The organism is Stenotrophomonas sp. Steno-Z10-HUANG, from assembly GCF_056393075.1.
Window position 1 is genome coordinate 124,160 of sequence record NZ_JBWJPA010000003.1, and the last position, 24,071, is coordinate 148,230.

General features: G+C 68.7%; 23 protein-coding genes. 10 read left to right on the forward strand and 13 right to left on the reverse strand.

Annotated elements, in window-relative coordinates:
• Positions 1–2: 2 nt before the first annotated feature.
• The 5 genes from lapB to cmk form a co-directional block, all read right to left on the reverse strand.
• Positions 3–1,181 (reverse strand): lipopolysaccharide assembly protein LapB, encoded by a 1,179-nt coding sequence (lapB, locus tag AC06E6_RS05655; protein ID WP_240212006.1) that lies wholly within the window; start codon positions 1,179–1,181, stop codon positions 3–5.
• Between the two features lie 6 nt (positions 1,182–1,187).
• Positions 1,188–1,478, reverse strand: coding sequence for a lipopolysaccharide assembly protein LapA domain-containing protein (locus tag AC06E6_RS05660; protein WP_161613696.1), 291 nt, complete (start codon positions 1,476–1,478; stop codon positions 1,188–1,190).
• 153 nt (positions 1,479–1,631) lie between these two features.
• Positions 1,632–1,937 (reverse strand): integration host factor subunit beta, encoded by a 306-nt coding sequence (locus AC06E6_RS05665; protein WP_054666286.1) that lies wholly within the window; start codon positions 1,935–1,937, stop codon positions 1,632–1,634.
• Between the two features lie 89 nt (positions 1,938–2,026).
• Positions 2,027–3,718: a 30S ribosomal protein S1 gene (gene rpsA, locus AC06E6_RS05670; RefSeq protein WP_054666289.1), complete on the reverse strand. Its 1,692-nt coding sequence runs from the start codon at positions 3,716–3,718 to the stop codon at positions 2,027–2,029.
• Between the two features lie 193 nt (positions 3,719–3,911).
• Positions 3,912–4,589, reverse strand: a complete 678-nt coding sequence (gene cmk / locus AC06E6_RS05675) for a (d)CMP kinase (protein ID WP_161613695.1) — start codon at positions 4,587–4,589, stop codon at positions 3,912–3,914.
• Positions 4,590–4,778: 189 nt separating this feature from the next.
• Here cmk and ykgO point away from each other — a divergent pair, with 189 nt between their 5' ends.
• The 6 genes from ykgO to AC06E6_RS05705 all read left to right on the forward strand — a co-directional run bounded on the left by ykgO (position 4,779) and on the right by AC06E6_RS05705 (position 9,409).
• The gene (ykgO, locus tag AC06E6_RS05680) at positions 4,779–4,904 is read left to right on the forward strand and encodes a type B 50S ribosomal protein L36 (protein WP_005409283.1); all 126 of its coding nucleotides are present in this window, start codon (positions 4,779–4,781) and stop codon (positions 4,902–4,904) included.
• Positions 4,905–5,139: 235 nt separating this feature from the next.
• Positions 5,140–5,472, forward strand: coding sequence for a hypothetical protein (locus tag AC06E6_RS05685; protein ID WP_478060564.1), 333 nt, complete (start codon positions 5,140–5,142; stop codon positions 5,470–5,472).
• A 124-nt stretch (positions 5,473–5,596) separates the two neighbouring features.
• Positions 5,597–6,631 (forward strand): agmatine deiminase family protein, encoded by a 1,035-nt coding sequence (locus AC06E6_RS05690; RefSeq protein ID WP_478060566.1) that lies wholly within the window; start codon positions 5,597–5,599, stop codon positions 6,629–6,631.
• 125 nt (positions 6,632–6,756) lie between these two features.
• A complete protein-coding gene (locus AC06E6_RS05695; RefSeq protein ID WP_161613692.1) occupies positions 6,757–7,641 on the forward strand; it encodes a carbon-nitrogen hydrolase in 885 nt (294 codons plus the stop codon).
• A 15-nt stretch (positions 7,642–7,656) separates the two neighbouring features.
• The gene (locus AC06E6_RS05700) at positions 7,657–8,187 is read left to right on the forward strand and encodes a GNAT family N-acetyltransferase (protein ID WP_313231047.1); all 531 of its coding nucleotides are present in this window, start codon (positions 7,657–7,659) and stop codon (positions 8,185–8,187) included.
• A complete protein-coding gene (locus tag AC06E6_RS05705) occupies positions 8,180–9,409 on the forward strand; it encodes a TraB/GumN family protein (protein ID WP_427851812.1) in 1,230 nt (409 codons plus the stop codon). Before AC06E6_RS05700 ends, AC06E6_RS05705 begins: the two co-directional genes overlap by 8 nt.
• Before the next feature lie 22 nt (positions 9,410–9,431).
• Here AC06E6_RS05705 and AC06E6_RS05710 read toward each other — a convergent pair whose 3' ends face one another.
• The 5 genes from AC06E6_RS05710 to AC06E6_RS05730 are packed head-to-tail and all read right to left on the reverse strand — an operon-like array spanning position 9,432 to position 18,330.
• A complete protein-coding gene (locus tag AC06E6_RS05710) occupies positions 9,432–9,842 on the reverse strand; it encodes a DUF6326 family protein (protein WP_478060568.1) in 411 nt (136 codons plus the stop codon).
• A gap of 11 nt (positions 9,843–9,853) precedes the next feature.
• The gene (locus AC06E6_RS05715) at positions 9,854–10,567 is read right to left on the reverse strand and encodes a DUF4386 domain-containing protein (RefSeq protein ID WP_478060570.1); all 714 of its coding nucleotides are present in this window, start codon (positions 10,565–10,567) and stop codon (positions 9,854–9,856) included.
• Between the two features lie 52 nt (positions 10,568–10,619).
• Positions 10,620–13,697, reverse strand: a complete 3,078-nt coding sequence (locus AC06E6_RS05720) for an efflux RND transporter permease subunit (protein WP_104938982.1) — start codon at positions 13,695–13,697, stop codon at positions 10,620–10,622.
• A 5-nt stretch (positions 13,698–13,702) separates the two neighbouring features.
• The gene (locus tag AC06E6_RS05725; RefSeq protein WP_478060571.1) at positions 13,703–17,194 is read right to left on the reverse strand and encodes an efflux RND transporter permease subunit; all 3,492 of its coding nucleotides are present in this window, start codon (positions 17,192–17,194) and stop codon (positions 13,703–13,705) included.
• Positions 17,191–18,330 carry an efflux RND transporter periplasmic adaptor subunit gene (locus AC06E6_RS05730; RefSeq protein ID WP_104938984.1) on the reverse strand — a complete coding sequence of 380 codons (1,140 nt, stop codon included), beginning with the start codon at positions 18,328–18,330 and terminating at the stop codon, positions 17,191–17,193. The genes AC06E6_RS05725 and AC06E6_RS05730 overlap by 4 nt, the downstream gene beginning before the upstream one ends.
• Positions 18,331–18,535: 205 nt before the next feature.
• Here AC06E6_RS05730 and AC06E6_RS05735 point away from each other — a divergent pair, with 205 nt between their 5' ends.
• Both AC06E6_RS05735 and AC06E6_RS05740 read left to right on the forward strand, forming a co-directional pair.
• On the forward strand, positions 18,536–18,928 hold the full coding sequence (locus tag AC06E6_RS05735) for a c-type cytochrome (RefSeq protein WP_161613685.1): 393 nt from the start codon (positions 18,536–18,538) through the stop codon (positions 18,926–18,928).
• Between the two features lie 9 nt (positions 18,929–18,937).
• Positions 18,938–19,399, forward strand: coding sequence for a c-type cytochrome (locus AC06E6_RS05740; RefSeq protein WP_104938986.1), 462 nt, complete (start codon positions 18,938–18,940; stop codon positions 19,397–19,399).
• Positions 19,400–19,737: 338 nt separating this feature from the next.
• Here AC06E6_RS05740 and AC06E6_RS05745 read toward each other — a convergent pair whose 3' ends face one another.
• Positions 19,738–21,504, reverse strand: a complete 1,767-nt coding sequence (locus tag AC06E6_RS05745; protein WP_478060574.1) for a hypothetical protein — start codon at positions 21,502–21,504, stop codon at positions 19,738–19,740.
• An 18-nt stretch (positions 21,505–21,522) separates the two neighbouring features.
• Complete coding sequence (locus AC06E6_RS05750) at positions 21,523–22,122, reverse strand: NfuA family Fe-S biogenesis protein (RefSeq protein ID WP_161613682.1); 600 nt, start codon at positions 22,120–22,122, stop codon at positions 21,523–21,525.
• 88 nt (positions 22,123–22,210) lie between these two features.
• Between AC06E6_RS05750 and AC06E6_RS05755 the strand changes: the two genes are divergently transcribed.
• Positions 22,211–22,555 carry a 4a-hydroxytetrahydrobiopterin dehydratase gene (locus AC06E6_RS05755; RefSeq protein WP_054668699.1) on the forward strand — a complete coding sequence of 115 codons (345 nt, stop codon included), beginning with the start codon at positions 22,211–22,213 and terminating at the stop codon, positions 22,553–22,555.
• 1 nt (position 22,556) lies between these two features.
• Entirely contained in the window at positions 22,557–22,970 is a 414-nt protein-coding gene (locus AC06E6_RS05760; protein WP_104938989.1) for an energy transducer TonB, read from the forward strand.
• 99 nt (positions 22,971–23,069) lie between these two features.
• Here AC06E6_RS05760 and AC06E6_RS05765 read toward each other — a convergent pair whose 3' ends face one another.
• The gene (locus tag AC06E6_RS05765; protein WP_104938990.1) at positions 23,070–24,059 is read right to left on the reverse strand and encodes an RluA family pseudouridine synthase; all 990 of its coding nucleotides are present in this window, start codon (positions 24,057–24,059) and stop codon (positions 23,070–23,072) included.
• Between the last annotated feature and the right edge of the window lie 12 nt (positions 24,060–24,071).

The following is a 24,071-nucleotide window of genomic DNA, read 5'->3' on the forward strand; positions in this document are numbered from 1 at the left end:
GATCAGAGCACCGCGTAATTCAGCAGCGGCTTGACCGTCCCCCATTCCTTGCAGCTCGGGCACTGCCAATGATGGGTGCGCGCGCCGAAACCGCAGCGGGTGCAGCGATAGGCCGGGTTGCGCACCAGCAACTGGTCGGTGATGTGCTTCAGGTCCTGCAGCGTCGCCACCGGGTCCGCGCCCTCGGCCAGGGTCAGGTCGATGAGCGCCGACTCGCCACGCACGGAGGGGCGGTCCTTCAACTGGCGGCCCAGGTAGGCCCGCGCGGGGCCGGCGCCTTCCTGCTCCTCCATCAACCGCGACAGCGCCAGCACCGGGGCGATGCCGCGGTAGTGCTCGGTCATTTCCGCCAGGAACGCGCGCGCGCCGGCCAGATCACCTACGTTGCGGTAGTTCTTGAGCAGCTGCGGCAGGATCTCGGGCAGGTAATCGGGATCGTTGCGCGCCGCACGTTCGAACGCGCGCACGGCCGCCTCATCGTTGCCGAAGTCGCTTTCCAGGCGGCCCTCGATGATGCCGGCCCGCACGCTCATCGCGTCGGCGGCATTGGCACGCCCGATCGCCGCGCGCGCCTCGTCCAGCCGCCCGGCGGCGCGATGGCGTTCTGCCAGCTCGCACTCGAACTGGCCGATCAGCTTGCCCATCGGCTCGTCGGTGACCTGCTCGTAGCGGGTCGCGTTCTCGATCGCCTTTTCCCAGTCGCGCTCGGCCTGGTAGATGCCGATCAGGTGCTTCAACGCCTGCGGTGCGCGCTGGTCGATGCGCGCCAGGTCGGTGAACACGGTCTCGGCACGGTCCAGCAGGCCCGACTTCATGTAGTCCTCGCCCAGCGCGAGCAGGGCCTGGACCCGCTGCTGGTCGGACAGGTCCTGGCGGTTGGCCAGCCCCTGGTGCAGGCGGATGGCGCGATCCACCTCCCCCCTGCGCCGGAACAGGTGGCCGAGCGCAAGCTGGGTCTCGAAGGTCTCCCGGTCCAGCTCGGCGATATGCAGGAACAGCTCGATCGCCTTGTCCGGCTGCTCGTTGAGCAGGTAGTTCAGGCCGCGGAAATAGGTGCTCGACAGGCGGCTGACCTGGTTCTCGCTGTGGCGCTGGCCGCCACGCCGGCCCACGACCCAGCCGCCCAGCGCGGCGATCGGCAGGAACAGGAAAAACCAGAACCACTCACTGATGAAAGCCATCGTCGATCAGCGTCCGTCGAAGGGGGAAGGCGCCTGCGGCGCCACGGCGCCGGCCGCGCCTGCTGCGGCCTTGTTGGCACGCCGGAGCCGGGCATACAGCGGGATGACCACGCCTGCCAGCACCAGCCCGCCGCCCACCAGCGCGCCCAACAGCAACGACACGATGATCGCGATCCCGGAGGTGGTGCTGAGCGCCCAGAACGCCAGCCGGATATCGACGGGCTGCGAATTGAGCGAGCCTATCACCAGGCCACCGACCAGCACGGCCAGCAGAATCAACAGACGGACAGCCTTCATGCGGCAGCCTGCTCCATGTCCACAGAGCCACTAGCTTAACGGCCGTGGCGACGATCCGCAGCAGGCGGATCAAAAAACCACCCCGAACGGTTGCCGGGGCCACTTGGCGATGGATCCGGGGAAATGCCGCCACGGATCGCGGCGACCAGGAACTCAGGCCGGGTCGCTTTCCAGCGGCACGACGTCGCTCACGCGCTCGCGCAGCTCCTTGCCGGGCTTGAAGTGCGGGACATGCTTGCCCGGCAGGGCGACCGATTCGCCGGTCTTCGGGTTGCGCCCCATGCGCGGCGGCCGGTAATGCAGCGAAAAGCTGCCGAAGCCACGGATCTCGATGCGGTCGCCGGAAGCCAGCGCGCCGCCCATCATCTCCAGCAACGACTTCACGGCCAGATCGACATCATCGGCCTTCAAGTGCGCCTGGTGGCGCGCAAGGATTTCGATCAGCTCGGATTTGGTCATTGCGGACTCGTCACGAAGGTAAAACCCCGAAGCGGCCCGGATTTTCGTCCGGGCCGCCCAGGTTGCATCTACGACAAGCTCAAGGCCGATTACTCGGACTTGTTGCCACCCAGCTGCGCGCGCAGCAGCGCACCCAGGCTGGTGGTGCCGGCAGCGGCTTCGGTCGAGGACTTGTTGTACTCGGCCAGCGCTTCGGCGGTCTCGGCTTCGTCCTTGGCCTTGATCGACAGCTGCATGGTACGGCCCTTGCGGTCCATGCCCACGAACTTGGCTTCGACCTTGTCGCCCACCTTCAGGTGCTGCGAGGCGTCGTCGACGCGGTCGTGGCTGATGTCGCGGGCCGAGACGTAGCCTTCGATGCCGTCGGCCAGCTCGATCACGGCGCCCTTGGCGTCGACTTCCTTCACCACGCCTTCGACCTTGGAGCCCTTCGGATTGGCCGCCATGTACTGGCCGAACGGATCCTGCTCCAGCTGCTTCACGCCCAGCGAGATGCGCTCGCGCTCCGGATCGACGGCCAGGACGACGGCGTCCAAGGTATCGCCCTTCTTGAAGTTGCGGACGACGTCTTCGCCGGTGGTGTTCCAGCTGATGTCGGACAGGTGGACCAGGCCGTCGATGCCGCCGTCCAGGCCGATGAAGATGCCGAAGTCGGTGATCGACTTGATCTGGCCGGACACCTTGTCACCCTTCTTGTGGGTGGCGGCGAAGGTTTCCCACGGATTGGCGGCAACCTGCTTCATGCCCAGCGAGATGCGGCGACGCTCTTCGTCGACGTCCAGCACCATCACTTCGACTTCGTCACCGACCTGCACGACCTTGGACGGGTTGACGTTCTTGTTGGTCCAGTCCATCTCGGACACGTGCACCAGGCCCTCGACGCCCGGCTCGATCTCGACGAACGCGCCGTAATCGGTGACGTTGGAGACCTTGCCGAACACGCGGCTGTTGGCCGGGTAACGACGCGAGATGTTGTCCCACGGATCCTCGCCCAGCTGCTTCAGGCCCAGCGACACGCGGTTGCGCTCGCGGTCGAACTTCAGCACGCGCACGTCCAGCTCGTCGCCGACGTTCACGACTTCGGACGGATGGCGCACGCGCTTCCATGCCATGTCGGTGATGTGCAGCAGGCCGTCGATGCCGCCCAGGTCCACGAACGCGCCGTAGTCGGTCAGGTTCTTGACGACACCCTTCAGGATCGCGCCTTCCTGCAGCTTGTCCATCAGCTGCTCGCGCTCTTCCGAGTGCTCGCTCTCGACGACAGCGCGGCGGGAAACGACCACGTTGTTACGCTTGCGGTCCAGCTTGATGAGCTTGAACTCCAGCTCCTTGCCTTCCAGGTAGGCCGGGTCGCGCACCGGGCGCACATCGACCAGCGAACCCGGCAGGAACGCGCGGACATCCTTGATGTCGACGGTGAAACCACCCTTGACCTTGCCGCTGATGCGGCCGGTGATGGTCTCGTTCTTCTCCAACGCTTCTTCCAGCTCGTCCCACACCATGGCGCGCTTGGCCTTCTCGCGCGACAGGACGGTTTCGCCGAAGCCGTTCTCGATCGAGTCGAGCGCGACCTTCACTTGGTCGCCCACGCCCACGTCGATTTCGCCAGCGTCGTTACGGAACTGTTCGATCGGCACGATGCCTTCGGACTTCAGACCGGCGTTGATCACCACCACGTCGCCGCGGACGTCGACGACGGTGCCGACGACGATGGCGCCCGGCTTCAGCTTGGCCAGATTGGCCTGGCTGGCTTCAAACAGTTCTGCAAATGATTCGGTCATTGGATTTACTCAGTTGAACACATGGGCAGGCCGCTCCCTTCGGGGAATGCGTGCCGCCCGCCTGTTGGTCGACCCCGTGCCGGCGGCCGTGTGTGGAGTGGAAAAACCGCCGTGCACCCTGCACGACGGAGCCTTGTACAACTTCGATTTGCGCGACGGCGGCCGTCACCGGCCGCTCTCACGGAACCGCGGGTCACGCTTCCGGCGAAGGAAGCAGGCCCAGCACCCTGGCAACGACGTCGTCGATGCCGATACCGCTGGTGTCGATGAGAACGGCGTCATCGGCCGGCCTCAGGGGCGCCACTGCGCGTTGTGCATCACGGGCGTCGCGGGCCATGATCTCGCGCAGGAGGTCATCAAAGTTAACCGAAACCCCTTTTTCTTTCAACTGTTTATGCCGCCTGTGCGCCCGCTCCTCGGCGCTGGCGGTCAGGAATACCTTGAACGGGGCGTCCGGGAAGATCACCGTCCCCATGTCGCGGCCGTCGGCGACCAGCCCCGGCGGCATCCTGAATGCGCGCTGGCGCTCCTTCAGCGCCGCCCGCACCTCCGGGATGGCGGCGATCGCCGAGGCCAGCGCCCCGGTGGTCTCCAGGCGCAGCTCGTCGGTGGCATCGGTATCGTTGACCAGCACCCGCAGGCTCTCGCCGCGCTCGACGAAGCGGATCCGGGTGTCGAAGGTGCAGCGCACCAGCGCCGAGGCGTCGGAGGTATCGATGTCGGCCCAGCTGGCAGCCACCCCCACCGCCCGGTACAGCGCCCCCGAATCCAGGTAATGCCAGCCCAGCCGGTGCGCGACAATGCGGCTGACGGTACCCTTGCCGGCCCCGGACGGGCCGTCGATGGTAAGAACGGGGGGAAGTGGACTCATCTGCGGCCTGCGCTGGAACGGGAATCCGCCCATTCTAGCCCCGCGCCCGGCCCGCCTGCCGCCGATTGCACGCAACCACTTGAACCCACATGGAATTGCCCGGTAGAATGGCGGGCTTGAACGAGCGTCAACCTGCATATCCGCGGCTACGCTCCCTGTAGAACTCCAACGTATCCGCCGAGGTATGCCATGAAAGTCCTGTCCTCCCTGAAGTCGGCGAAGGCCCGTCACCGTGACTGCAAGGTGGTTCGCCGTCGCGGCAAGATCTTCGTGATCTGCAAGTCGAACCCGCGCTTCAAGGCTCGCCAGCGCTGAGTCGACTGGCGTTCGCCGCCAGCGGAATCCGCGAGGATTCCGGATCTTCGCAGAAAGCCGCCCCCGGGCGGCTTTCTGCATCTTCGTGCCCCGCTCACGACCGGCCGCGTATCCTGCACCCGCCATGTCCGCCGCGCGCATGCCGCGCCCGGCAGCGCGGAACAGGGCCGCCTGCCGCTTTATCGACGCTGTTTTTTTGCTGTAATCGCCACTTGTCCTCCGGGGAGAAGCGACCATGAAGCAGACCATCCGGGCCCTGGCCCTGACCGCCGCGATCATCGCGGCACCCACCACGGCGCTGGCCGACACCCTGCTGATCGAGCGGGCCCAGGAAAAGCCGGCGGGCGCACTGCCGGCGCGCGGCGAGTCGATGGGCCAGGTGCAGGCGCGCTTCGGCGCCCCGCAGGAACGGCTGGAACCGCGCGGCGGCCAGAAGCGCCAGTGGCCCACGATCAACCGCTGGGTCTACCCGGCCTTCACCGTCTACTTCGAGAAGCAGCGGGTGATCGACGTGGTCGCCAACCAGGCAGGCCCCGACGAGATCGGCCCCAAACCGCCGATCCGCTGATCTCCGCCACTCCGGGGCTGCAATGGCGGCCCCGGGCGGCGCCCTCCCCCGCGCCTCCCGGCACCGGCAGGCGCGCCAACGCACCGGACTTTCGCGCCGGGCATGATCCGAGCACCTACCCGCAATGACCGATGCACTTCGTTTTCCCGCCGAATGGGAAGCCCAGTCCGGCGTCCTGATCGCCTGGCCGCATGCCGATACCGACTGGGCCGAACGCCTGGCCGAGGTCGAGGAGACCTATATCGCGCTGGTCGCCGCCATCACCCGCTTCCAGCCGGTGCTGATCTGCGTGGCCGACGACGATATCGAGACCTACGCGGAGATGCGCCTGCGCTCCAACCGCATCGACATGGCGCGCGTGCGCTTCATCACCGCAGCGTACGACGACACCTGGCTGCGCGACTCCGGCCCGATCACGCTCAGGCGTGCCGACGGCGGCTTCCAGCTGCTGGATTTCCGCTTCACCGGCTGGGGCGGCAAGTTCGAGGCGAGCCTGGACGACCAGCTGGTCGGGGTGCTGCATGACGCCGGCGTGTTCAACAACGCCCAGGTGCGCAGCATCGCCTTCGCGCTGGAGGGCGGCGCCATCGACACCGATGGCGACGGCACCCTGCTGACCACCTGGAAGTGCCTGCACGAACGCCACCCGGAGCGCGACCGCGCATCACTGGCCGCCGACATGGCGCAGTGGATGCACCAGGAACACGTGCTGTGGCTGGACCACGGCTATCTGGAAGGCGACGACACCGATGCCCATGTCGACACCCTGGCCCGCTTCGCCTCGGCCGACAGCATCGTCTACCAGGACTGCGACGACCCGCAGGACTCGCACCATGCCGAACTCAAGGCGATGGGGGCCGAACTGGCCGCGCTGCGCACCCGCGATGGCCAGCCCTACCGCCTGTTCCCGCTGCCGTGGGCGCAACCGGTGATCGACGAGGGGCGCCGCCTGGCCGCGTCCTACGCGAACTTCCTGATCATCAACGGCGCCGTGCTGATGCCGGCCTACGGCGACCCTGCCGACGACGCCGCGCGCGACGTGCTCGCCCGCGCGTTCCCGGACCGCGAGATCGTGCCGGTGCCGTGCCGGCCGCTGATCTGGCAGAACGGCAGCCTGCACTGCATCACCATGCAGCTGCCCGCCGGCCTGCTGGGCTGAAGCCCGGCGCCCGCTGCCCCGTCCCTGCCTGGCAGGCACGGGGCCCGGCGCCCTCCTCTTTCCCATGCCCGGCGCGAAGCGCCCTTGTGCAGGGGCCATTGCTCCCCCAAGTTTACAATGCCCGCATGAATACACATTCCCTGACTGTCGCCCTGATCCAGGAACGCAACCATGGCGATGCCGCCGCCAACCTGGCCGTGATCGAGGCCCGCGTCGCCGAAGCCGCGGCGCAGGGCGCCAAGCTGGTGCTGCTGCAGGAACTGCACAACGGCCCGTATTTCTGCCAGCACGAATCGGTGGACGAGTTCGACCTGGCCGAGCCGATCCCCGGCCCGAGCACCGCGCGCCTGGGCGCACTGGCCAGGCAGCACGGCGTGGTCATCGTCGGCTCGCTGTTCGAGCGCCGCGCCGCCGGCCTGTACCACAACACCGCGGTGGTGTTCGAGAAGGACGGCACCCTGCTGGGCAAGTACCGCAAGATGCACATTCCCGACGACCCGGGCTTCTACGAGAAGTTCTACTTCACCCCGGGCGACATCGGCTTCAAGCCGATCGACACCTCGGTCGGCCGCCTGGGCGTGCTGGTGTGCTGGGACCAGTGGTATCCGGAAGCCGCACGCCTGATGGCGCTGGCCGGCGCCGAGCTGCTGCTCTACCCCACCGCCATCGGCTGGGATCCGGACGACATGCAGGACGAGAAGAACCGCCAGCGCGACGCCTGGGTGCTGAGCCACCGTGGCCATGCCGTGGCCAACGGCGTGCCGGTGCTGTCGTGCAACCGCGTCGGCCACGAGCCGTCGCCGCTGGGCGCGTCGGGCATCCAGTTCTGGGGCAACAGCCACGTGCTCGGCCCGCAGGGCGAGTTCCTGGCCGAGGCCGGCACCGAGCCGACCGTACTGGTCTGCGAGGTGGACCTGCAGCGCAGCGAGCACGTGCGCCGCATCTGGCCGTTCCTGCGCGACCGCCGCATCGATGCGTACGGCGACCTGCTCAAGCGCTACATCGACTGACCGGGAACCCTGCGCATGGCCGTGCACATCCGTGATGCCGGCGCGGCCGACATCGCCGCCATCACCGCGATCTACGCAATCGAGGTGACCGACTTCGTCAACACCTACGAATACGAGGTGCCGGACGAAGCCGAGATGCTGCGGCGCATGCAGGACATCCTCGCCCGTGGCTTTCCCTACCTGGTCGCCGAGATCGACGGCCAGGTCGCCGGCTATGCCTACGCCAACACCTATCGCAGCCGCATCGCCTACCAGTGGACGGTGGAGAATTCGGTCTACGTCGATGCCCGCTTCCAGGGCCGCGGCGTGGGCAGCACGCTGCTGCAGGCGTTGATCGACGCCTGCACCGCGCGTGGCTACCGGCAGATGGTCGCGGTGATCGGCGAGCCCGCCAATAGCGCCTCCATCAGGCTGCACGAGCGTTTCGGGTTCCAGCTCGTGGGCGTGTTCCGCGGCCTGGGCCGCAAGCACGGCCGCTGGCTGGACACGGTGCAGATGCAACGCGCACTCGGCGATGGCGCCGGCAGCGCCCCCTCCAATGAATGACGCAATGACCGACACCCACTCCGAAAACGGCAGCGAACTGCTCGCCGGCCAGCCGCTGCGCATCGTCGAACGCGATGGCGTGCGCTACACCCTGCTGGGCACCGCCCATGTGTCCGCCGCCAGCGTGCAGGCGGTGGAACAGGCCATCGGCAGCGGCCAGTACGACGCCGTCGCGGTCGAGCTCGATCCGCAGCGGCTGCAGGCCCTGACCAACCCGGACGCGCTGGCGCAGCTGGACCTGATCGAGGTGATCCGCAAGAACCGGGTCGCGCTGTTCGCCGCCAACCTGGCCCTGGCCGCCTACCAGCGCCGGCTCGCCGAACAGCTGGGCATCGAACCGGGCGCAGAGCTCAAGCGCGCGGTGACGCTGGCGCAGGAACGTGGCCTGCCGGTGCACCTGATCGACCGCGATGTCGGCCTGACCTTCCGCCGCGCCTCGCAGCGCCTGGGCTTCATCGGCAAGCTCAAGCTCGTCGCCGGGCTCGGCGCCGGCCTGTTCTCGTCCGAGGACGTGGGCGAGGACGAGATCGAGAAGCTGAAGCAGGGCGACATGCTCGAATCGAGCTTCGGCGAATTCGCCAGCGAAAGCCCGGCGCTGTACGAGAGCATCATCGGCGAGCGCGACCGCTACATGGCCACACGCCTGCGCGAAGAGCGCAGCGACAGCCAGCGCAACGTACTGGCGGTGGTCGGCGCCGGCCACCTCGCCGGGCTCGCGCGTTACCTGGAAACCGACACCGAAGCGCCCGGCCCACTGCGCCAGGCGCTGGAGGCGGTACCGAAGAAGCGCAACATCCCGTGGATCACCCTGACCATCCTGGCCGTGGTCCTGGCCGGCATCGGCGTCGGCTTCTGGAAGGGCGGCATGGGCATGGGCGCGGACATGCTCGCGACCTGGGCGCTCTACACCGGCGGCCTGGCCGGCCTTGGCGCGCTGCTGGCCGGCAGCCACCCGTTGAGCATCCTGACCGCGGTGCTGGTGGCGCCGTTCAAGCCATTCCGCCTGAGCATCCCCACCGGCGCGTTCGCGGCGCTGGTGGAAACGCGCCTGCGGCGGCCGGCCTACGCCGATTTCCTGCGGCTGCGCGACGACGCGCAATCGCTCAAGGGCTGGTACCGCAACCGTGTCACCCGCATCGTGCTGACCTTCATGCTCACCAACCTCGGCAGCATGCTCGGACTGTGGCTGACCGGTTTCACCGTGTACGGGAAGCTGGTGTGATGCGCCGGCGCTGGCGCGGCCCTCAGGTCTGCGGCCAGCGCCAGGACAGCCCCACGATCAACAGGCACAGCACGATCTCGATACTGCTGTAGGCCAGGTAGAACCACCATGCCCCCGGCATGGTGAGCGCGACGAAGGCGGCGTAGAACAGGGCCAGGCCGATGCCCAGCCAACGCACCACGCGCGCCGGCAGCGCCAGCGACAGGAACACCATGAGCCCGGGCACCGCCAGCAGCAGCGCGACGAACAGCAGCGAGCCCTGGCTGCTCGGCCCCATCGGACCGCCGCCGTCGAGCATGTACTTCAGCTTGCCGGGCCGGTAGAGGCCGAAGTAATCACCGTAGAGGTAGCAGAAGGTCAGGCTGGCCCACAGCGCCGAGAGCTTGATGCGCGGCGACAGCGGCGGATCGGACAGCAGGGAACGGCTTTGCATGGGACATCTCCTCAATGGACAGTGGATGGCACGACATCGCGGCCCCGCGTGCGCAGGCCGAACAGCAGCAGCCACAGGCAGGTGCCGATCTCGCCGACAGAGGCCGGCAGGGTCAGGTGGGCGGAAATCCACCAGTCCGCGTAGCCCGGCACCAGCAGTTCCGCCAGCACATCCAGCACATAGCCCAGCCCGCCCAGCACCAGCAGCGCGCCGAGCAGGCGCGGCAGGCGGCGCGAACGCATTACCAGCCAGCCCAGCGGCAGCAGCCACAGGCCCCAGAACACGCGCACCAGCTGCATGCCGCCGCGGTACGCCTTCAACGCCGCGTGCGCGAGCTGCTGGCGTTGTTCCAGCGACAGCAGCTGCGCGCTGTCGGCATCGGTCAGCAGCGCCAGCGCCTGCAGCCGGTGCGACAACGCCGCCAGCGCCAGTGGCACGCCCATCGCCACGAACGCCAGCATCAACGTCGCCGCGCCGCGGCTGACATCCTGGAAGGCGCGGTACAGCACCAGTGCCAGCAGCAGGTAGGCCACCTGTTCGACGACGAACGCCGCCACGCCCTGTTTGAACAACCCCTGCCTGGCGACCACGTTGTCCAGCAGTGCGCCGGCGTCGGCGCCGGCCAGCTGCGCCGGTACGTAGGCCAGGCAGAAGATGCCGGTGACGACGACGATCAGGTACAGGACACCGGCAAGCCGGCCACCCGGGTGAAGTACGTGTGGCATCTGTGGTTCCCCTGGAAAGGGCCCCCGCCGGCATGGCGGGAGCACGATGGCGTTACTCCTGCACCGGCGCCGGCCCCACCTCCGGCAGCGGCGACAGCCCGCGCGCGCGCCGCACCAGGCGCGCCGTGCCGGTGCGCAGGTCATCGAGGATCGCGTAGATGGTCGGCAGGAACAGCAGGCTGACCACGGTCGAGAACGCCAGCCCGCCGGCGATGGCGCGTGCCATCGGGTAGTACGGCGGCATGCCGTCGGCGGTCTTGGTGTTCAGCGCGATCGGAATCATCGCCAGGATCGCCGTGCCCATGGTCATCATGATCGGGCGCAGGCGTTCGCGGCTGCCTTCCACCAGCGCATCGGTGCGCGCCATGCCGCGCCGGCGCAGGTTGTTGATGTGCTCGATCATCACGATGCCGTTGTTCACCACCACGCCCATCAGCACCAGGATGCCGATCACCGCCATGATGTTCATCTCGGTGCCGGTGATCCAGAACAGCCAGTACACGCCGAAGATCGAGAACAGCACGCAGGACATGATCGCCGCCGGGAACAGCAGGGATTCGAACACCGCGGCCATGATCACCACCATCAGGATCAGCGCGATGAAGATGCTGTTCACCATCTGCTGCATGCCGTCGAAGTTGATGTTGAAGCCGGCGCCGGCGAAGGTGTAGCCATAGCCGGGCGGGAACTGCACGCCGTCCAGCGTGGTCTCGACCGCCTTGCGCGCCTGGTCCATCGGCACGTCCTTGGCCAGCCCCGCCTCGACCCGCAGCATGGTCTGCCGGTTCAGCCGCTGGATCGAACTGGCCGCCGGGGTGACGTTCACGTCCACCATCGCCAGCAGCGGCACTTCCTTGCCGCCGGCGGTGCGCACCATGAACGAGGACAGGTCCTCGATGCCATAGTTCTCCGAGCCGGCGAAGCGCACGTTGACCGGGATCTCGACGTCGTCGCGATGGAAATCGCGCAGCGACGAACCGCGCAGCGCCATGCCGACGAACTGCGCCACCTGCTGTGCGCTGAAGCCATAGGCGGCGGCACGCTCGCGGTCCACCCGCACCGCCAGTTCGGTGTTGGCGTCGCCGGTGTCCACGCGCACGTCGCGCAGCTTCGGGTCGCGGGCCAGTATCGGCACGATGTCATCGGCCAGCTCCTTCAGGGTCTGGGTCGAATCGCCCACCAGGCTGAAGCGGATGCCCTGGCCGTCGCTGCCCATGCCACCCGGCCAGCCGATGCCGATCTTGGCGCGCGCCGACTGCGGCAGCCCCTTGCGCACCTCCTCCTTGATCTTCTCGCTCAGCGCCGGGTCCTCGGTGTCCAGGAACAGGCGGGTCTGCGCCCAGCCCTGTTCGCTGTAGCGGCTGAACACGCGGTCGATGTGGAACTGCTTGCGGTTCGCATTGACGAACGCCTCCACCCGCGCCACTTCGCGACCCATCTCCTCCTTGGAGTAGGCGCCACGCCACTGGTAGAAGATGTTGATCTCGCTCGGATTGTCGTCGTCGCCGCCACCGCTGGTATGCGTCATCGGATACACGCTGGCCAGGGAAATGGCGAGGATGCCGCCCACCGCCCAGCCGCGGTGCTGCAGCGTCCAGCGCAGCGCACGCGCATAGCGTTCCTGCATCCGGTTGATCAGCGGCGACTTCAGCGCCGGCGGGGTCTTCATCCGCGCCGACAGCATCGGGATCAGGCTCACCGCCACCAGCCACGAGGCCAGCAGCGAGACCGAGATCGTCACCGCCAGCTGCGACAGGTAGATGGTGATGATGTTCTTCTCGCCGAACATCATCGGCAGGAACACCACGCAGTGGCACAGGGTGCCGGCGGACAGCGCGATGGCCACGTGGCGGGTGCCGATGATGGACGCCAGCGAAGGCTGGTCGGGGTATTTCTCGCGCTCCTGGTAGATGCTCTCCACCACCACCACCGCGTTGTCCACCAGCATGCCCACCGCCAGCAGCAGGCCCATCATCGAAATGATGTTCAGGGTGATGCCGGCGAAGTACATGAACCCCAGGGTCATGATGAAGCAGATCGGGATGGCCAGCGACACCATCAGCGTCGACGGCCAATGGCGCAGGAAGGCGTACAGCACGATCACCGACAGCAGCAGGCCGATCGCGCCGGCCTCGGCCAGCGCCAGCAGCGAACTGGTCACCGCCTGTCCCTGGTCGTCGGTGACCTCGATGCCGACGCCGCGCATCGCCGGGTCTTCCTGCAGCCGCTCGATCTCGGCGCGCACCGCGCGCGACAGGTCCACCAGGTTGGCCGAGCGCTCCTTGTACACGTCGACGCCGACGCTGGGCCTGCCCTCCATCTGCCGCACGTAGTTCATGCGCTGCGGCTGCAGGCTGACGTCGGCGATGTCCGACAACCGGGTGCCGCGCTTGTCGACCGGCAGGTTGCGCAGCGCCTGCAGTTCCAGCAGCTCGCCGCGCGGCTGCACGCGCAGGCGCCGGCCGGCCTCGGTGATCTGCCCGGCCGACACCGAGAAGTTGGCCGCCTGCAGCTTCTGCACCAGCTCATTGAGCGCCACCCCGTGCGCGCTCAGCCGGTCCTTGTCCAGCGCCACCAGCACTTCCTGCTTGGCCACGCCCTCGACCTCGACCCGCGCCACCCCGGGCAGGCGCTCCAGGCGCTGCTTGATGCTGCGTTCGATCAGATCCGCGCGCGCGGTCAGGTCCTCGTCGCTGGTCAGGCGCAGGCTCATCGCCTCGCGGTCGCTGGTACTCCAGCGCTGCACGTAGTAGCGGCGGAAATCGTCCGGCAACTGGTCGCGCACCGCGTCGATGCGCTCGCGCGCTTCGGACGCGGCCATGGCGATATCGCGGTTCCAGTCGCTGAACTCGACCTGGATCTGCCCGCCCTCGGCATTGGCGCGGGCGTTCATCGACTTGATGCCGGGCATCGTGGCGATGGCCTCCTCGACCGGCCGCAGCAGGTTGCGCTCCACTTCCTCCGGCGTCGACCCCGGGTACGGCAGCGACACGAAGAAGAAGGGAATGGTGGCTTCCGGCTCGGCTTCCAGCGGCAGCCGGAAGGCGGCGATCAGGCCGATCGCCACCATCGACACGAACAGCATGATGGTGGTGACGGGACGGCGGATGGACAGCTCGGTGATGTTCATCCGTGTCAGCCCTTCAGCCCGTCGCCGCCGGTGGCGCCATCGCCCAGCGCGTCATGCTCGTGCGCCAGCACCTGCTCGACCTGCTGCGCCTGCTGCCGCGCGCGGCGGCCACGCTCGGCATAGAACGCGTCGGCCTTGCGGTCCAGCAGGTCGTACACCACCGGGATCACCAGCAGCGTCAACAGGGTCGAAACCAGCAGGCCGCCGATCACGGTGATCGCCATCGGCGAGCGCACTTCCGCACCTTCGCCGAAGGCCAGCGCCAGCGGCAGGAAACCGAACACCGCGCACAGCGTGGTCATCATGATCGGGCGCAGGCGCGAGCGCGCGCCCTCCACCAGCGCCTGGCGCTTGGGCACGCCTTCCTCGCGCAGCTGGTTGACCTTGTCGATCAGGATGATGGCGTTCTTCACCACCAGCCCGACCAGCAGGATCAGGCCGATGAACACCACCACCGACACCGGCGAGCGCGACAGCAGCAGCGCCGCGACCGCGCCGACCAGCGCCAGCGGGATGGTGAACAGGATCACGAACGGGTGCAGCAGCGATTCGAACTGCGACGCCATCACCAGGTACACCAGGAACACCGCCAGGGCGAAGGCGAACAGCAGCGAACGGATCGATTCGCCCAGCTCCTGGCCCTGCCCGCCGATGTGCATGCCGACATCGGTGCCGAGCGGGTTGTCGGCCACCATCTTCTGCACTTCGGTGATCGCCGTGCCCAGGTCGATGCCGCGCAGGTTGGCCGAGACGATCGCCACCCGGCGCAGGTCGGCGCGGTGGATCTCGCTGGGGCCGGTGGTTGCCACCACCTCGGCCACGGACGACAGTTCCACCGGCTTGCCGCCGGTCGGGTGCACGATCAGGCGGCGGATGTCCTCGACCGAGGAACGCTCGGACTCCTGCACGCGCACCAGCACGTCGATCTTGCGGTCGCGGAAGCTGTAGCGGGTGGCGACGTTGCCGCGCACCTTGTTGACCACCGCATCGGCGATCTGGCGCGTGGTCAGGCCCAGCGCCGCGGCGCGGTCCTGGTCGAACACCACCTGGATTTCCGGGAAGCCCTGCTCGACCGTCGACTTGACGTCGGCGTAGTGCGGGTTCTGCCGCAGCATGCCGGCCAGGCGGTTGCCGGCCACCCGGATCGCGTCGAGCGTGTTGCCCTCGATCTCGATCTCCAGCGGCGGCGACAGTGCGAACAGTTCCGGGCGCGCGAAATCCACCTGCGCCGCCGGCCATGCCTTCATGGTCTGGCGCAGTTTCTCGGTCAGCTCCGGTTCGCGCGAGGTGTCGCTCATCACCACCGACAGCTTGCCGATGTTCTCGCCGCTCTCGGTCGGGCTGGCGTCCAGCCGCGTGCCGGTGCCGGAAACGCCGTACAGCAGGCGTATGCCATCCTCGCCGGCATGCTTGCGCTGCACTTCGCGCACCAGTGCATCGGTCTGCGCCAGCGGCGTGCCGGGCGGCAGCTTGGCGGTCATCTCGAAGCGGTCCTGCGCCAGCTGCGGGATCAGGTCCACGCCCAGCATCGGCAACGCCGCCAGGGTCAGCGCGAACGCCAGCGCCGCGCCGCCGAGTACCGGCCACGGCCGTGCCAGCGCGGCGGGCAACAGCCGCAGGTAGGTGCGTTCGGCACGGCCGTACGGCGCCATGGCGATGTCGCTGGCTTTGCGCATGACCGGCCCGACCACCGCGGCGATGCCACGGAAGATGCGCACCACCAGCCACGCCGCGGCATAGAAGCCGTAGCGGAACATGGCGCCGATGCCGCGACCGGCGAACGCGGCCGGCTTCTGCCAGCGGCGTTCCGGGCGCCACGGCTGGCGCGGATCCTCGGCCGGGAACTCAAGCGGCGGCCGGCCCTTGAGTGCGCTCAGCATCGGGATCAGGGTCATCGACACCACCAGCGACACCGCGATGGCGATCGACACGGTCAGCGCCTGGTCGCGGAACAGCTGCCCGGCGATGCCTTCGACGAACACCAGCGGCAGGAACACCGCGATGGTGGTCAGGGTCGAGGCGACCACCGCCATGAACACCTCGCGGGTGCCCTTGATCGCGGCCTCGAGGATGCCCATGCCGCGTTCGCGCGCCTTGGCGATGGATTCGAGCACCACGATCGAATCATCCACCACCAGGCCGGTGGCCAGCGCCAGGCCGCCCAGCGACATCACGTTCAGGCTCAGCCCGAGCTGGCCCATGAAGAAGAACGTGGCGATGATCGAGATCGGCAGCGACAGCGAAATGACGAACGTGCTCCAGCCATCGCGCAGGAACAGGAAGATGATCAGCACCGACAGCAGGCCGCCGATCACCGCGTCGATCTTGACGTCCTTGATCGCGTGGCGGATGAAGACCGACTGGTCCTCCACCGTAGTCATCTCGATGTCCTTGGGCATCTGCTTGCGGATCGCCTCGAGCTTCTTCTCCAGCGCATCGGCGGTGGAGACGGTGTTGGCGTCGCCTTCCTTGTAGATCGCCAGTTCGACCGCTTCGTGGCCGCCGGCGCGGATCACCGCCTCGCGCTCCTTGTAGCCCTGGCGCACGTCGGCCACGTCCTTCAGGCGTACCGGCGAGGTGCCGCCGCCACTGCCATCGCTGCGCAGCGCGGCGATCACGTTCGGATCGCGGCTGCCGAGGATCGCGGTCATCAGCTGGCGGTTCTCGCCGGCCGAGGAGGCACCCGAGCCGGCGGCGGTGTTGAGCAGCATCTCGCGCATCTGCTCGACCGTGGCGAACTGGTTGACGGTACGCACCAGGTAACGCTGCGAGCCCTCTTCCAGGCGGCCGCCGGACAGGTTCACGTTCTCCTGCTGCAGGCGCTGGATCACGCTGTCCAGCGACAGCCCCAGCTGCGCCAGCTTGCGCTGGTCGATATCCACCTGGATCTCGTCTTCCAGGCCACCGCCGACCTTGACCGCGGCCACGCCGCTGACCGGCTCGAGCTTGCGCTTGAGGTCGTCGTCGGCATAGCGGCGCAGTTCCATCAGCCGGCGCACCGCGTCGGCCTCGCTGCCACCGTCCTGCCTGGAGGACAGCGCCAGGCGCATGATCGGCTGGGTCGACGGATTGAAGCGCAGCAGCACCGGCGGCTTGGCCTCCAGCGGCAGCTGCAGCGTCTCCATCTTGTCGCGCACGTCCAGCCCGGCCTGCTGCATGTCCGTGCCCCAGGCGAACTCCAGGACCACGTCGCTCTGCCCGGTGCGCGAGATCGACTTGAGCTTGCGCAGGCCCTTGACGGTGCCCAGCGCTTCCTCGGCCGGCTGCGAGATCAGCGTCTCCACCTCGGCCGGCGCCGCGCCTTCATAGTCGGTGCGCACGGTGAGCGTGGGGTAGCTCAGGTCGGGCAGCAGTTCGACCTTCAGGCTCGACAGCGAGATCAGGCCGAACAGCACCAGGGTCAGCGTCATCATCGCGATGGTGACGCGACGGCGCGTGGCGAACTCGATCAGATCGAAGCCGCCACCGCCGGGAACCGACGGATCGCGCGCACTCATTGCTTGGCTGCCTGTGCGGCCGGTGCCTTGGCGGGCGCCGCGGCGGCGACCGCCTTCTCCTTGCCGATCACCTGCACCGCGCTGCCCTCGCGCAGCGCCGCCTTGCCGGCGATCACCACTTCCTCGCCCGGCTGCAGGCCTTCGCGCACCTCGATCCAACCGGCATCGTCATAGCCGAGCTTGAGCCGGGTACGGGTCGCCTTGCCGTCGCGCACCACGTACACGGCGGGCTCGCCACCGTCCTCGAGCAGCGCGGTACGCGGCACCACCAGCGCGTCGGCGCGCTGGTCGTAGTTGATGCTCAGGCGGCTGAACATGCCCGCCTGCAGGTCGCCCTCGCCCGAGAACGAGGCCACCACGCGGAACGTGCCGGTGCCGGTGTCCACCACCGGCGACACGCGGTCCACGACGCCGTCGAACGTGCGCCCCGGCAATGCGTCGGCGACCAGCGTCACCGCCTGCCCCGGCTTGAGCTTGGCGATCTCGCGCTCGGGCACGTTGAGCGTGGCCTCCAGCTTGCCGGCGTCGACGATGCGGATGATCGGCGAATTGATCTGCACGAAATTGCCTGGCTTGATGTCGCGCGAGGCAATCACCCCGGAGATCGGCGCCACCACCGTGGTGTAGGACAGCTCCAGCGCCGTCATCCGGTATTGCGCGCGCGCGTTCTCCAGGTCGAAGCGCAGCTGGTCCACGTCGGCGGCGCTAACCAGCTGCTGCTGGACCAGCTTCTGCGCACGCTGGTAGCTGTTTTCCAGTTTGCGCATCTGCGCTTCGCTCTGCGCCACGGCCAGCCGCGCGCGGTCCGGGTCCAGCCGTACCAGCGGCTGCCCGGCGCTGACCTGCTGGCCTTCCTCGACCATCACCGCCAGCGCCACGCCCGAGGTCTTGGCGACCACCTGCGACTCGGCGCGCGGCTCAAGCGAGGCGGTACCGGTGTAGCTGGCGGCGATGGCGCGGCGTGCCGCCTTGGCCACTTCGACCGGGACCGCGTCGCTTGCCTTCTGCTCTTCCTTGGGCTTGTCCTTGGCATCCTCGCCACCGGCCTTGCAGCCCCCGAGCAACAACACCGAAGTGACGAGGAGAGCGGCGGCGCAGCGTCCGGTGCGGCCGTACGGGGTAAGGATTGGCGACATCGTGGAGTCCCTAGAGATGCAGTGGCTGGTGTTGTAGCAAAGTATTGCACCACCCCACGACGACACCATGCCCCAAAGGTCATGCCCGCATGCCGCGTCGCAGCATTCATGAATGGTTCCGAACCGGTGAATACGCGGGCTATACTCGGGCCGTTCCGTGTCCCCACGGCGGAACGAACAGACCCGCATACCGGACAAGGAAACCATGCGCTCGCAGCCGTTTGCCGTATGTCTCGCCCTGGCTCTGGCCCTGCCCTTCGGGGCGGCCGCACAAGCCGACCCGCAGCAGTCTGAACCTTCCGCCCCCGCACCCGCCGCCACGCCCGCCCCCGCGGCGGCGCCGGCCACCGGCAATGCCGAGGCCGGGCGCACCCTGGCCTACACCTGCCAGGGGTGCCATGGCATCACCGGCTACAAGAACGCCTATCCGAGTTACCGCGTGCCGAAGATCGGCGGGCAGTCGGCGCAGTACCTGGGCCAGGCATTGACCGAATACCGCGAAGGCAAGCGCAAGCATCCGACCATGCAGGCGCAATCGATGAGCTTCAGCACGCAGGAAATCGCTGATCTCGCCGCCTACCTGTCCACTCTCAAGTAAGCACCGCTCATGTCGAAAGCCAAGCACGCCTCGCGTCTCGCCATCGCCCTGTTCGCTGCCTGCACGGTGGCCGCCTGCACCCAGTCGGAAGTGGAGTCCAGCGCCAAATCCGCCGCCGACCCCGGCCATGCCAGCGGTGAACATGGTTCCAGTTCGTCGGCCGGCCTGCCGCAGGGGCGCATCGCCGCCGGCGAGCAGCTGGCCAACAGCAAGGGCAAGGCCACCGGCCAGAGCTGCATCGACTGCCATGGTGCCGACGGCAACGCGCCGATCGATCCGGGCTATCCACGGCTCGGTGGCCAGTATGGCGACTACCTCGCCCATGCCCTGCAGGCGTATCGCAGCGGCGATCGCGAGCACATGCTGATGTCGCCGCAGGCGGCCGGCCTGAGCGACCAGGACATCGCCGACCTGGCGGCCTACTTCGGCTCGCGCCCCAGCCAGCTGCGGGACCTGCACGGCCTCAAGTAACGGCACCGCGCCGGCACCTGCGCGTGCCGGCCCCGCGCGCCGGGCCTGGCCGGGCCGGGCGTGAGCGCCGCGCGACAGCACGCACCCGGAAAACGCTTGGTCGCCGCGCGGGTTGCGCGGCCCGCAGCCACGGCCGGATTCCCCGGTATCCGCGCGTAACCGGAGCCGCTCATCACCTATCCCGCCCGGATCGGCCCCGGGGCGGCATCTGGAACCCTCGCGTCTCGCGTCTGCGGCATGCCGCTGTTCCCGCCGTGGCGCGCGCCATGCGGCACCACAGGAGCCGCTATCGCCCCGGCGGCGGGCGGCAGGACGACGGCAAACGCACCTTCGCCCACTCAACGGCTGCCGTTGTCGTCCTGCAGTTCCTGCTTGAACGGAATGTCCGGCGGCGGCCGCGCCGTGGCCGGCTGCTCCTGCATGTTCGGGTTGCGCAGGCCACAGCCGCCGCCGAACTGCAGGACCGACACCACGCAGGAGATGCGGGTACCGGTGCCGGGGATGGGGATTTCGATGCTCTTGATGCCCTTGCGCACCCATTCGGCCAGCAACGATTCGTTGGGTACCCAGTACTTGTCGAACGAAGTTGGCGCATGCTCGTAGGGCGGACGCTTGAGCCAGGTGCCGGCGCGATCGAGCTGCTCCCTGCTCCAGTTGTCGGATTCGCCACCCGGCGCGCCGCGATCAGGCGACGCCGTGTCCTTCCCGGCATCGCCCGCCAGGCGCACGCTGCCATCACGGTTGTACAGGCCACGCCCGGCGTCGGAGGCAGCCCGTCCCTCGCCCGCCGCCTGCCGCTGCGAGGCTCCCCAGTCGTCCGAGCGGACCGGTGCCGCCCAACCGCCGCTGCGATCCCGCGGCTGTGGACCGGCGCCGGCACTGGCGCCCGCCTGCGACGCACTGTTGGCCGCACGCCCGTCCGCGGCCGCAGCCGCCGGCGATGGCCGTGATCCCTGCGCCGTGGCGCCAGTGGTGGTCGCGGTCGCCACATCGGCGCCGGCCGCCGGCGCCGGAGCGGCATCGGCCACGCCCGGCACCTGCCGCTCACGCACCACCACGTCCGCGGCCTTCACCTGCACGCCGCTTTCGCGTACCGGCACCGTGGACAGCGCCAGCGGCTGCCGCGGCGCGGTCTCGATCTGCCGCTCGCGTACGGCCGGCGCGACACTCTCCACGCGCACCTGGGGTTCGCGTGGACGCACCTGCGCCATCGCCACCGGCTGCACCGGCGCAGTCTCTACCGGGCGCTCGCGCACCTGCACCTGCGGCATCGCCGGGGCGCGCATGGCGACATCGGGTAGCGGCGGCGCGCGCACGTTCGCCGGCCGCTCCACCACGCTCTCGACGGTACGCTCGCGCACCTGCGGCACCTGCACGCGCAGCGCCGGCTCGGCCAGCGTGGGCGCGGGCAGAACGAAATCGGTGGTGGGCCGCGCCACCTCGGTGACCTGCAGCGGTTGCTGCGCCACCGCGTCGGGTGCCGGCTGCGGGGTGTCCGCCGGTGTTGCCTCCGGTGTGGGATCGACACTGCCGTCCTGCACCGCCGGTGGCGGCTGCGACTGCGGCGGTGCCTGTGGCGACGAAGCGTCGGCCAGCGCGCCGGCCGCCGCTGCCTGCGCCTCATCCGCCGACGCGCCCGCATCCCGCGGTGCACCGCCACCTTCTTGTTCCGGGGTGCCCCGGCCCAGGTACTCGACCCGGACCCGCTCCCCCTCGTCCGCACCCGGCTCGGGCACGGTGCTGCGTACCAGCGCCACCCACACCAGCAGTACCGCGAACAGCAGATGCAGGGCCACGCTGCACAGCGCGGAAAACCAGCGGATGCGGCGCTGGTCGTCTGCCGGCGGGTCATCCCCGGCCCAGCGCAACAACTGCAGCAAGGCACGCTGGAACGAAACCGGACGGCCGCTTCCGCGGGAACGCGGGCCACGCCACGGCGGCGCTGCGGCAGCGGCATCGGCGCCAGCGAAGGCCAGCCCTTTTGCCTGGCCGCCCCCTCGCAGCCAGGCACTCCAGCTGTAGGGGAAGCCGGTGCGGCGGTCATGCAGGAGGCTGCCCTTGCGGCGGGCAGCCAGCAGGTCGATCAGGTCGGCAACCGTCGTCACCGGCACGTGGCGGGTCGCTCAGCCCGCGCTGCCGCGCGGAATGTAGGGTGCCTGGCCACTGGCGTGGTCGGTCGCGTCGCGCACCGCGGTAACGCCGGGGACACGGGCCATCAGGGTCTTCTCGATACCCTGCTTCAGGGTCACGTCGGCCATGCCGCAGCCATGGCAGCCACCACCGAAACGCAGCAGAACCACGCCATCGGCGGACACTTCCTGCACCGCCACGCGCCCGCCGTGCGAGGCCAGCTGCGGGTTGACCTCGTTCTCGATGACCCAGTGCACGCGCTCGACCATCGACGCCGCCTCGCCGGGCGCTTCGCCCTTGATCCTGGGCGCCTTGATGGTCAGCTGCTGGGTGCCCGCCGCCTGGGTGACGTAGTCGATCTCGGCGCCATCCAGCCAGGCCACGCTGGTGGCCGCCACGTAGAGCGTGAAACCGTCGCAGTCCACCGCCCACTCGTCACCCAGCAGATCGGCCGGCTCGGCGAACTCCAGGCGCGCATCGGCGCGCGGCGTCCCCGGTTCGACCGCACTCAGGCGCACGCCCATGCCGGGCACGGCCTCGCGTTCGATCAGCTTGCGGAAATGGCGCTGGGCAGTATCTGAAATCTGGATCATGCGGGGTATTCTAGCCGTGTCTTGGTGGCTGCTGATGGGACAGTGATTCCACGCGCGGCACCGTTCAGCCCCTTCGATGGAGATTCCCATGGCCGATCTGATTCCACTCGCGCAGGCGCACTGCATTCCACGCAGGGGCAGCGAGCACCGGCTCGGCGCGGCGCGGCTGGCCGAACTGCTGCCGCAGGTCCCGGGCTGGGAACTGGCCGAGGACGGCCACGCCCTGGTGCGCACGTTCAGCTTCGACAACTACCACGGCACCATGGCGTTCGTGAATGCCCTGGCCTGGGTCGCGCACCGCGAGGACCACCACCCCGACCTGGGGGTGCACTACGACCGCGCCATCGTCCGCTTCTCCACCCACGACGTGGGCGGCCTGAGCGAGAACGATTTCATCTGTGCCGCCAAGGCATCCGCACTTGTGGAGCAATGACATGAAAGCGCATCTCCTGCCGGGTTCCCTCGTCACCGCCCTCCTGCTCAGTGCCTGCGGCCCTTCCGGACCGGCCGCGCCGGTGGTCGCCCCCACCGAAGTGGCCGCGGTGCAGACACCGCCACCGGACTACCCGGTCGAACTGGCCTGCAGCGGGGTCGGCGGCCAGAGCGTGCTCAAGGTCGTGGTCGGGCCGCAGGGCACCCCGACCGAAGTCGCGCTGCTCACCAGCAGCGGCAACAGCCAGCTCGACGATGCGGCGATCCAGCGCGTGCGCGAATGGAAGTTCAAGGCCGCCACCCGCAATGGCCAGGCGGTGCCGACCACCATCCAGGTGCCGGTGAGCTTCAACCCGCCGCAGCCGAAGCCGGACAGCTGCTTCGCGATCGAGGAACGGATGCGGCGCGGCGGCTGAGCCCCGCTCGCATCCCCGGGGCGCCCCCTGCCGGCCGCCGCCCACGGGTCGGCGCAGGCATCGGGCCGGGCGCCATCCACCCGCTGCAACCGCGCGCGGTCAGCGCAACCGGTCCAGCGCCTCCACCAGCTCCGGCGCCAGCGGCGCATTGAGCACATAGGGCGTCTTGCCGGCATCGAGGGCGAACTCCAGCGAGGCTGCATGGAGGAACAGCCGCTTGAGGCCGATCTGCTCGCGCAGCCGCTTGTTGACCGCAGGATCGCCGTACTTGTCGTCACCTGCCACCGGATGGCCGATGTGCTGGGCATGCACGCGGATCTGGTGGGTGCGCCCGGTGTCGATCTTCACCTCGCAGTAGGAATGGCCACCGCGCCGCTCCAGCACCCTGAAGTGGCTCAGCGACGGCTTGCCCGCCGCGTTCACCTGCACATGGCGCTCCCCGCCCTGGCGCAGGCCCACGTGCAGCGGCGCGTCCACGCTCATCACCCCGTCAGGCATGCGCCCGACCAGCAGGGTCAGGTAGCGCTTGCGGATGCCCCCCGGGCCGGCACCGTCATGGTCTTCGCGCAGCAGCGCCTGCAGTTCGGACAGCGCCGAGCGCTTCTTGGCCATGACCAGCAGCCCCGAGGTGTCGCGATCCAGCCGGTGGACCAGCTCCAGCCCCTGGTTCGGGCGCAGCGCGCGCATGGTCTCGATCGCGCCATGGCTGATGCCGCTGCCGCCATGGCTGGCCACGCCGGACGGCTTGTTGATCACCAGCAGCCGCGCATCCTCGAACACGATGGCCTGCTCCATGCGCTGCAGGAAGCCGGCCGGCGGTGGCGCCTTGTCTCCAACCTCGGCGAGATTGACCGGCGGCACCCGTACCTCCTCGCCGGCCTCCAGCTTGCGCTCGGCCTTGGCCCGGCCGCCATTGACCCGTACCTGGCCGCTGCGCACCAGCTTGTAGACCAGGCTGCGCGGCGCCCCCTTGAGCTGGCCCAGCAGGAAGTTGTCCAGGCGCTGCCCGGCCCGGTCTTCCGGAACCTTGATCATGCGCACGCTGGATTTGCCCGCGGAGGGTGCGCGGCGGTCTTCGGAGTCAGTCATCTGCCTGTTTAT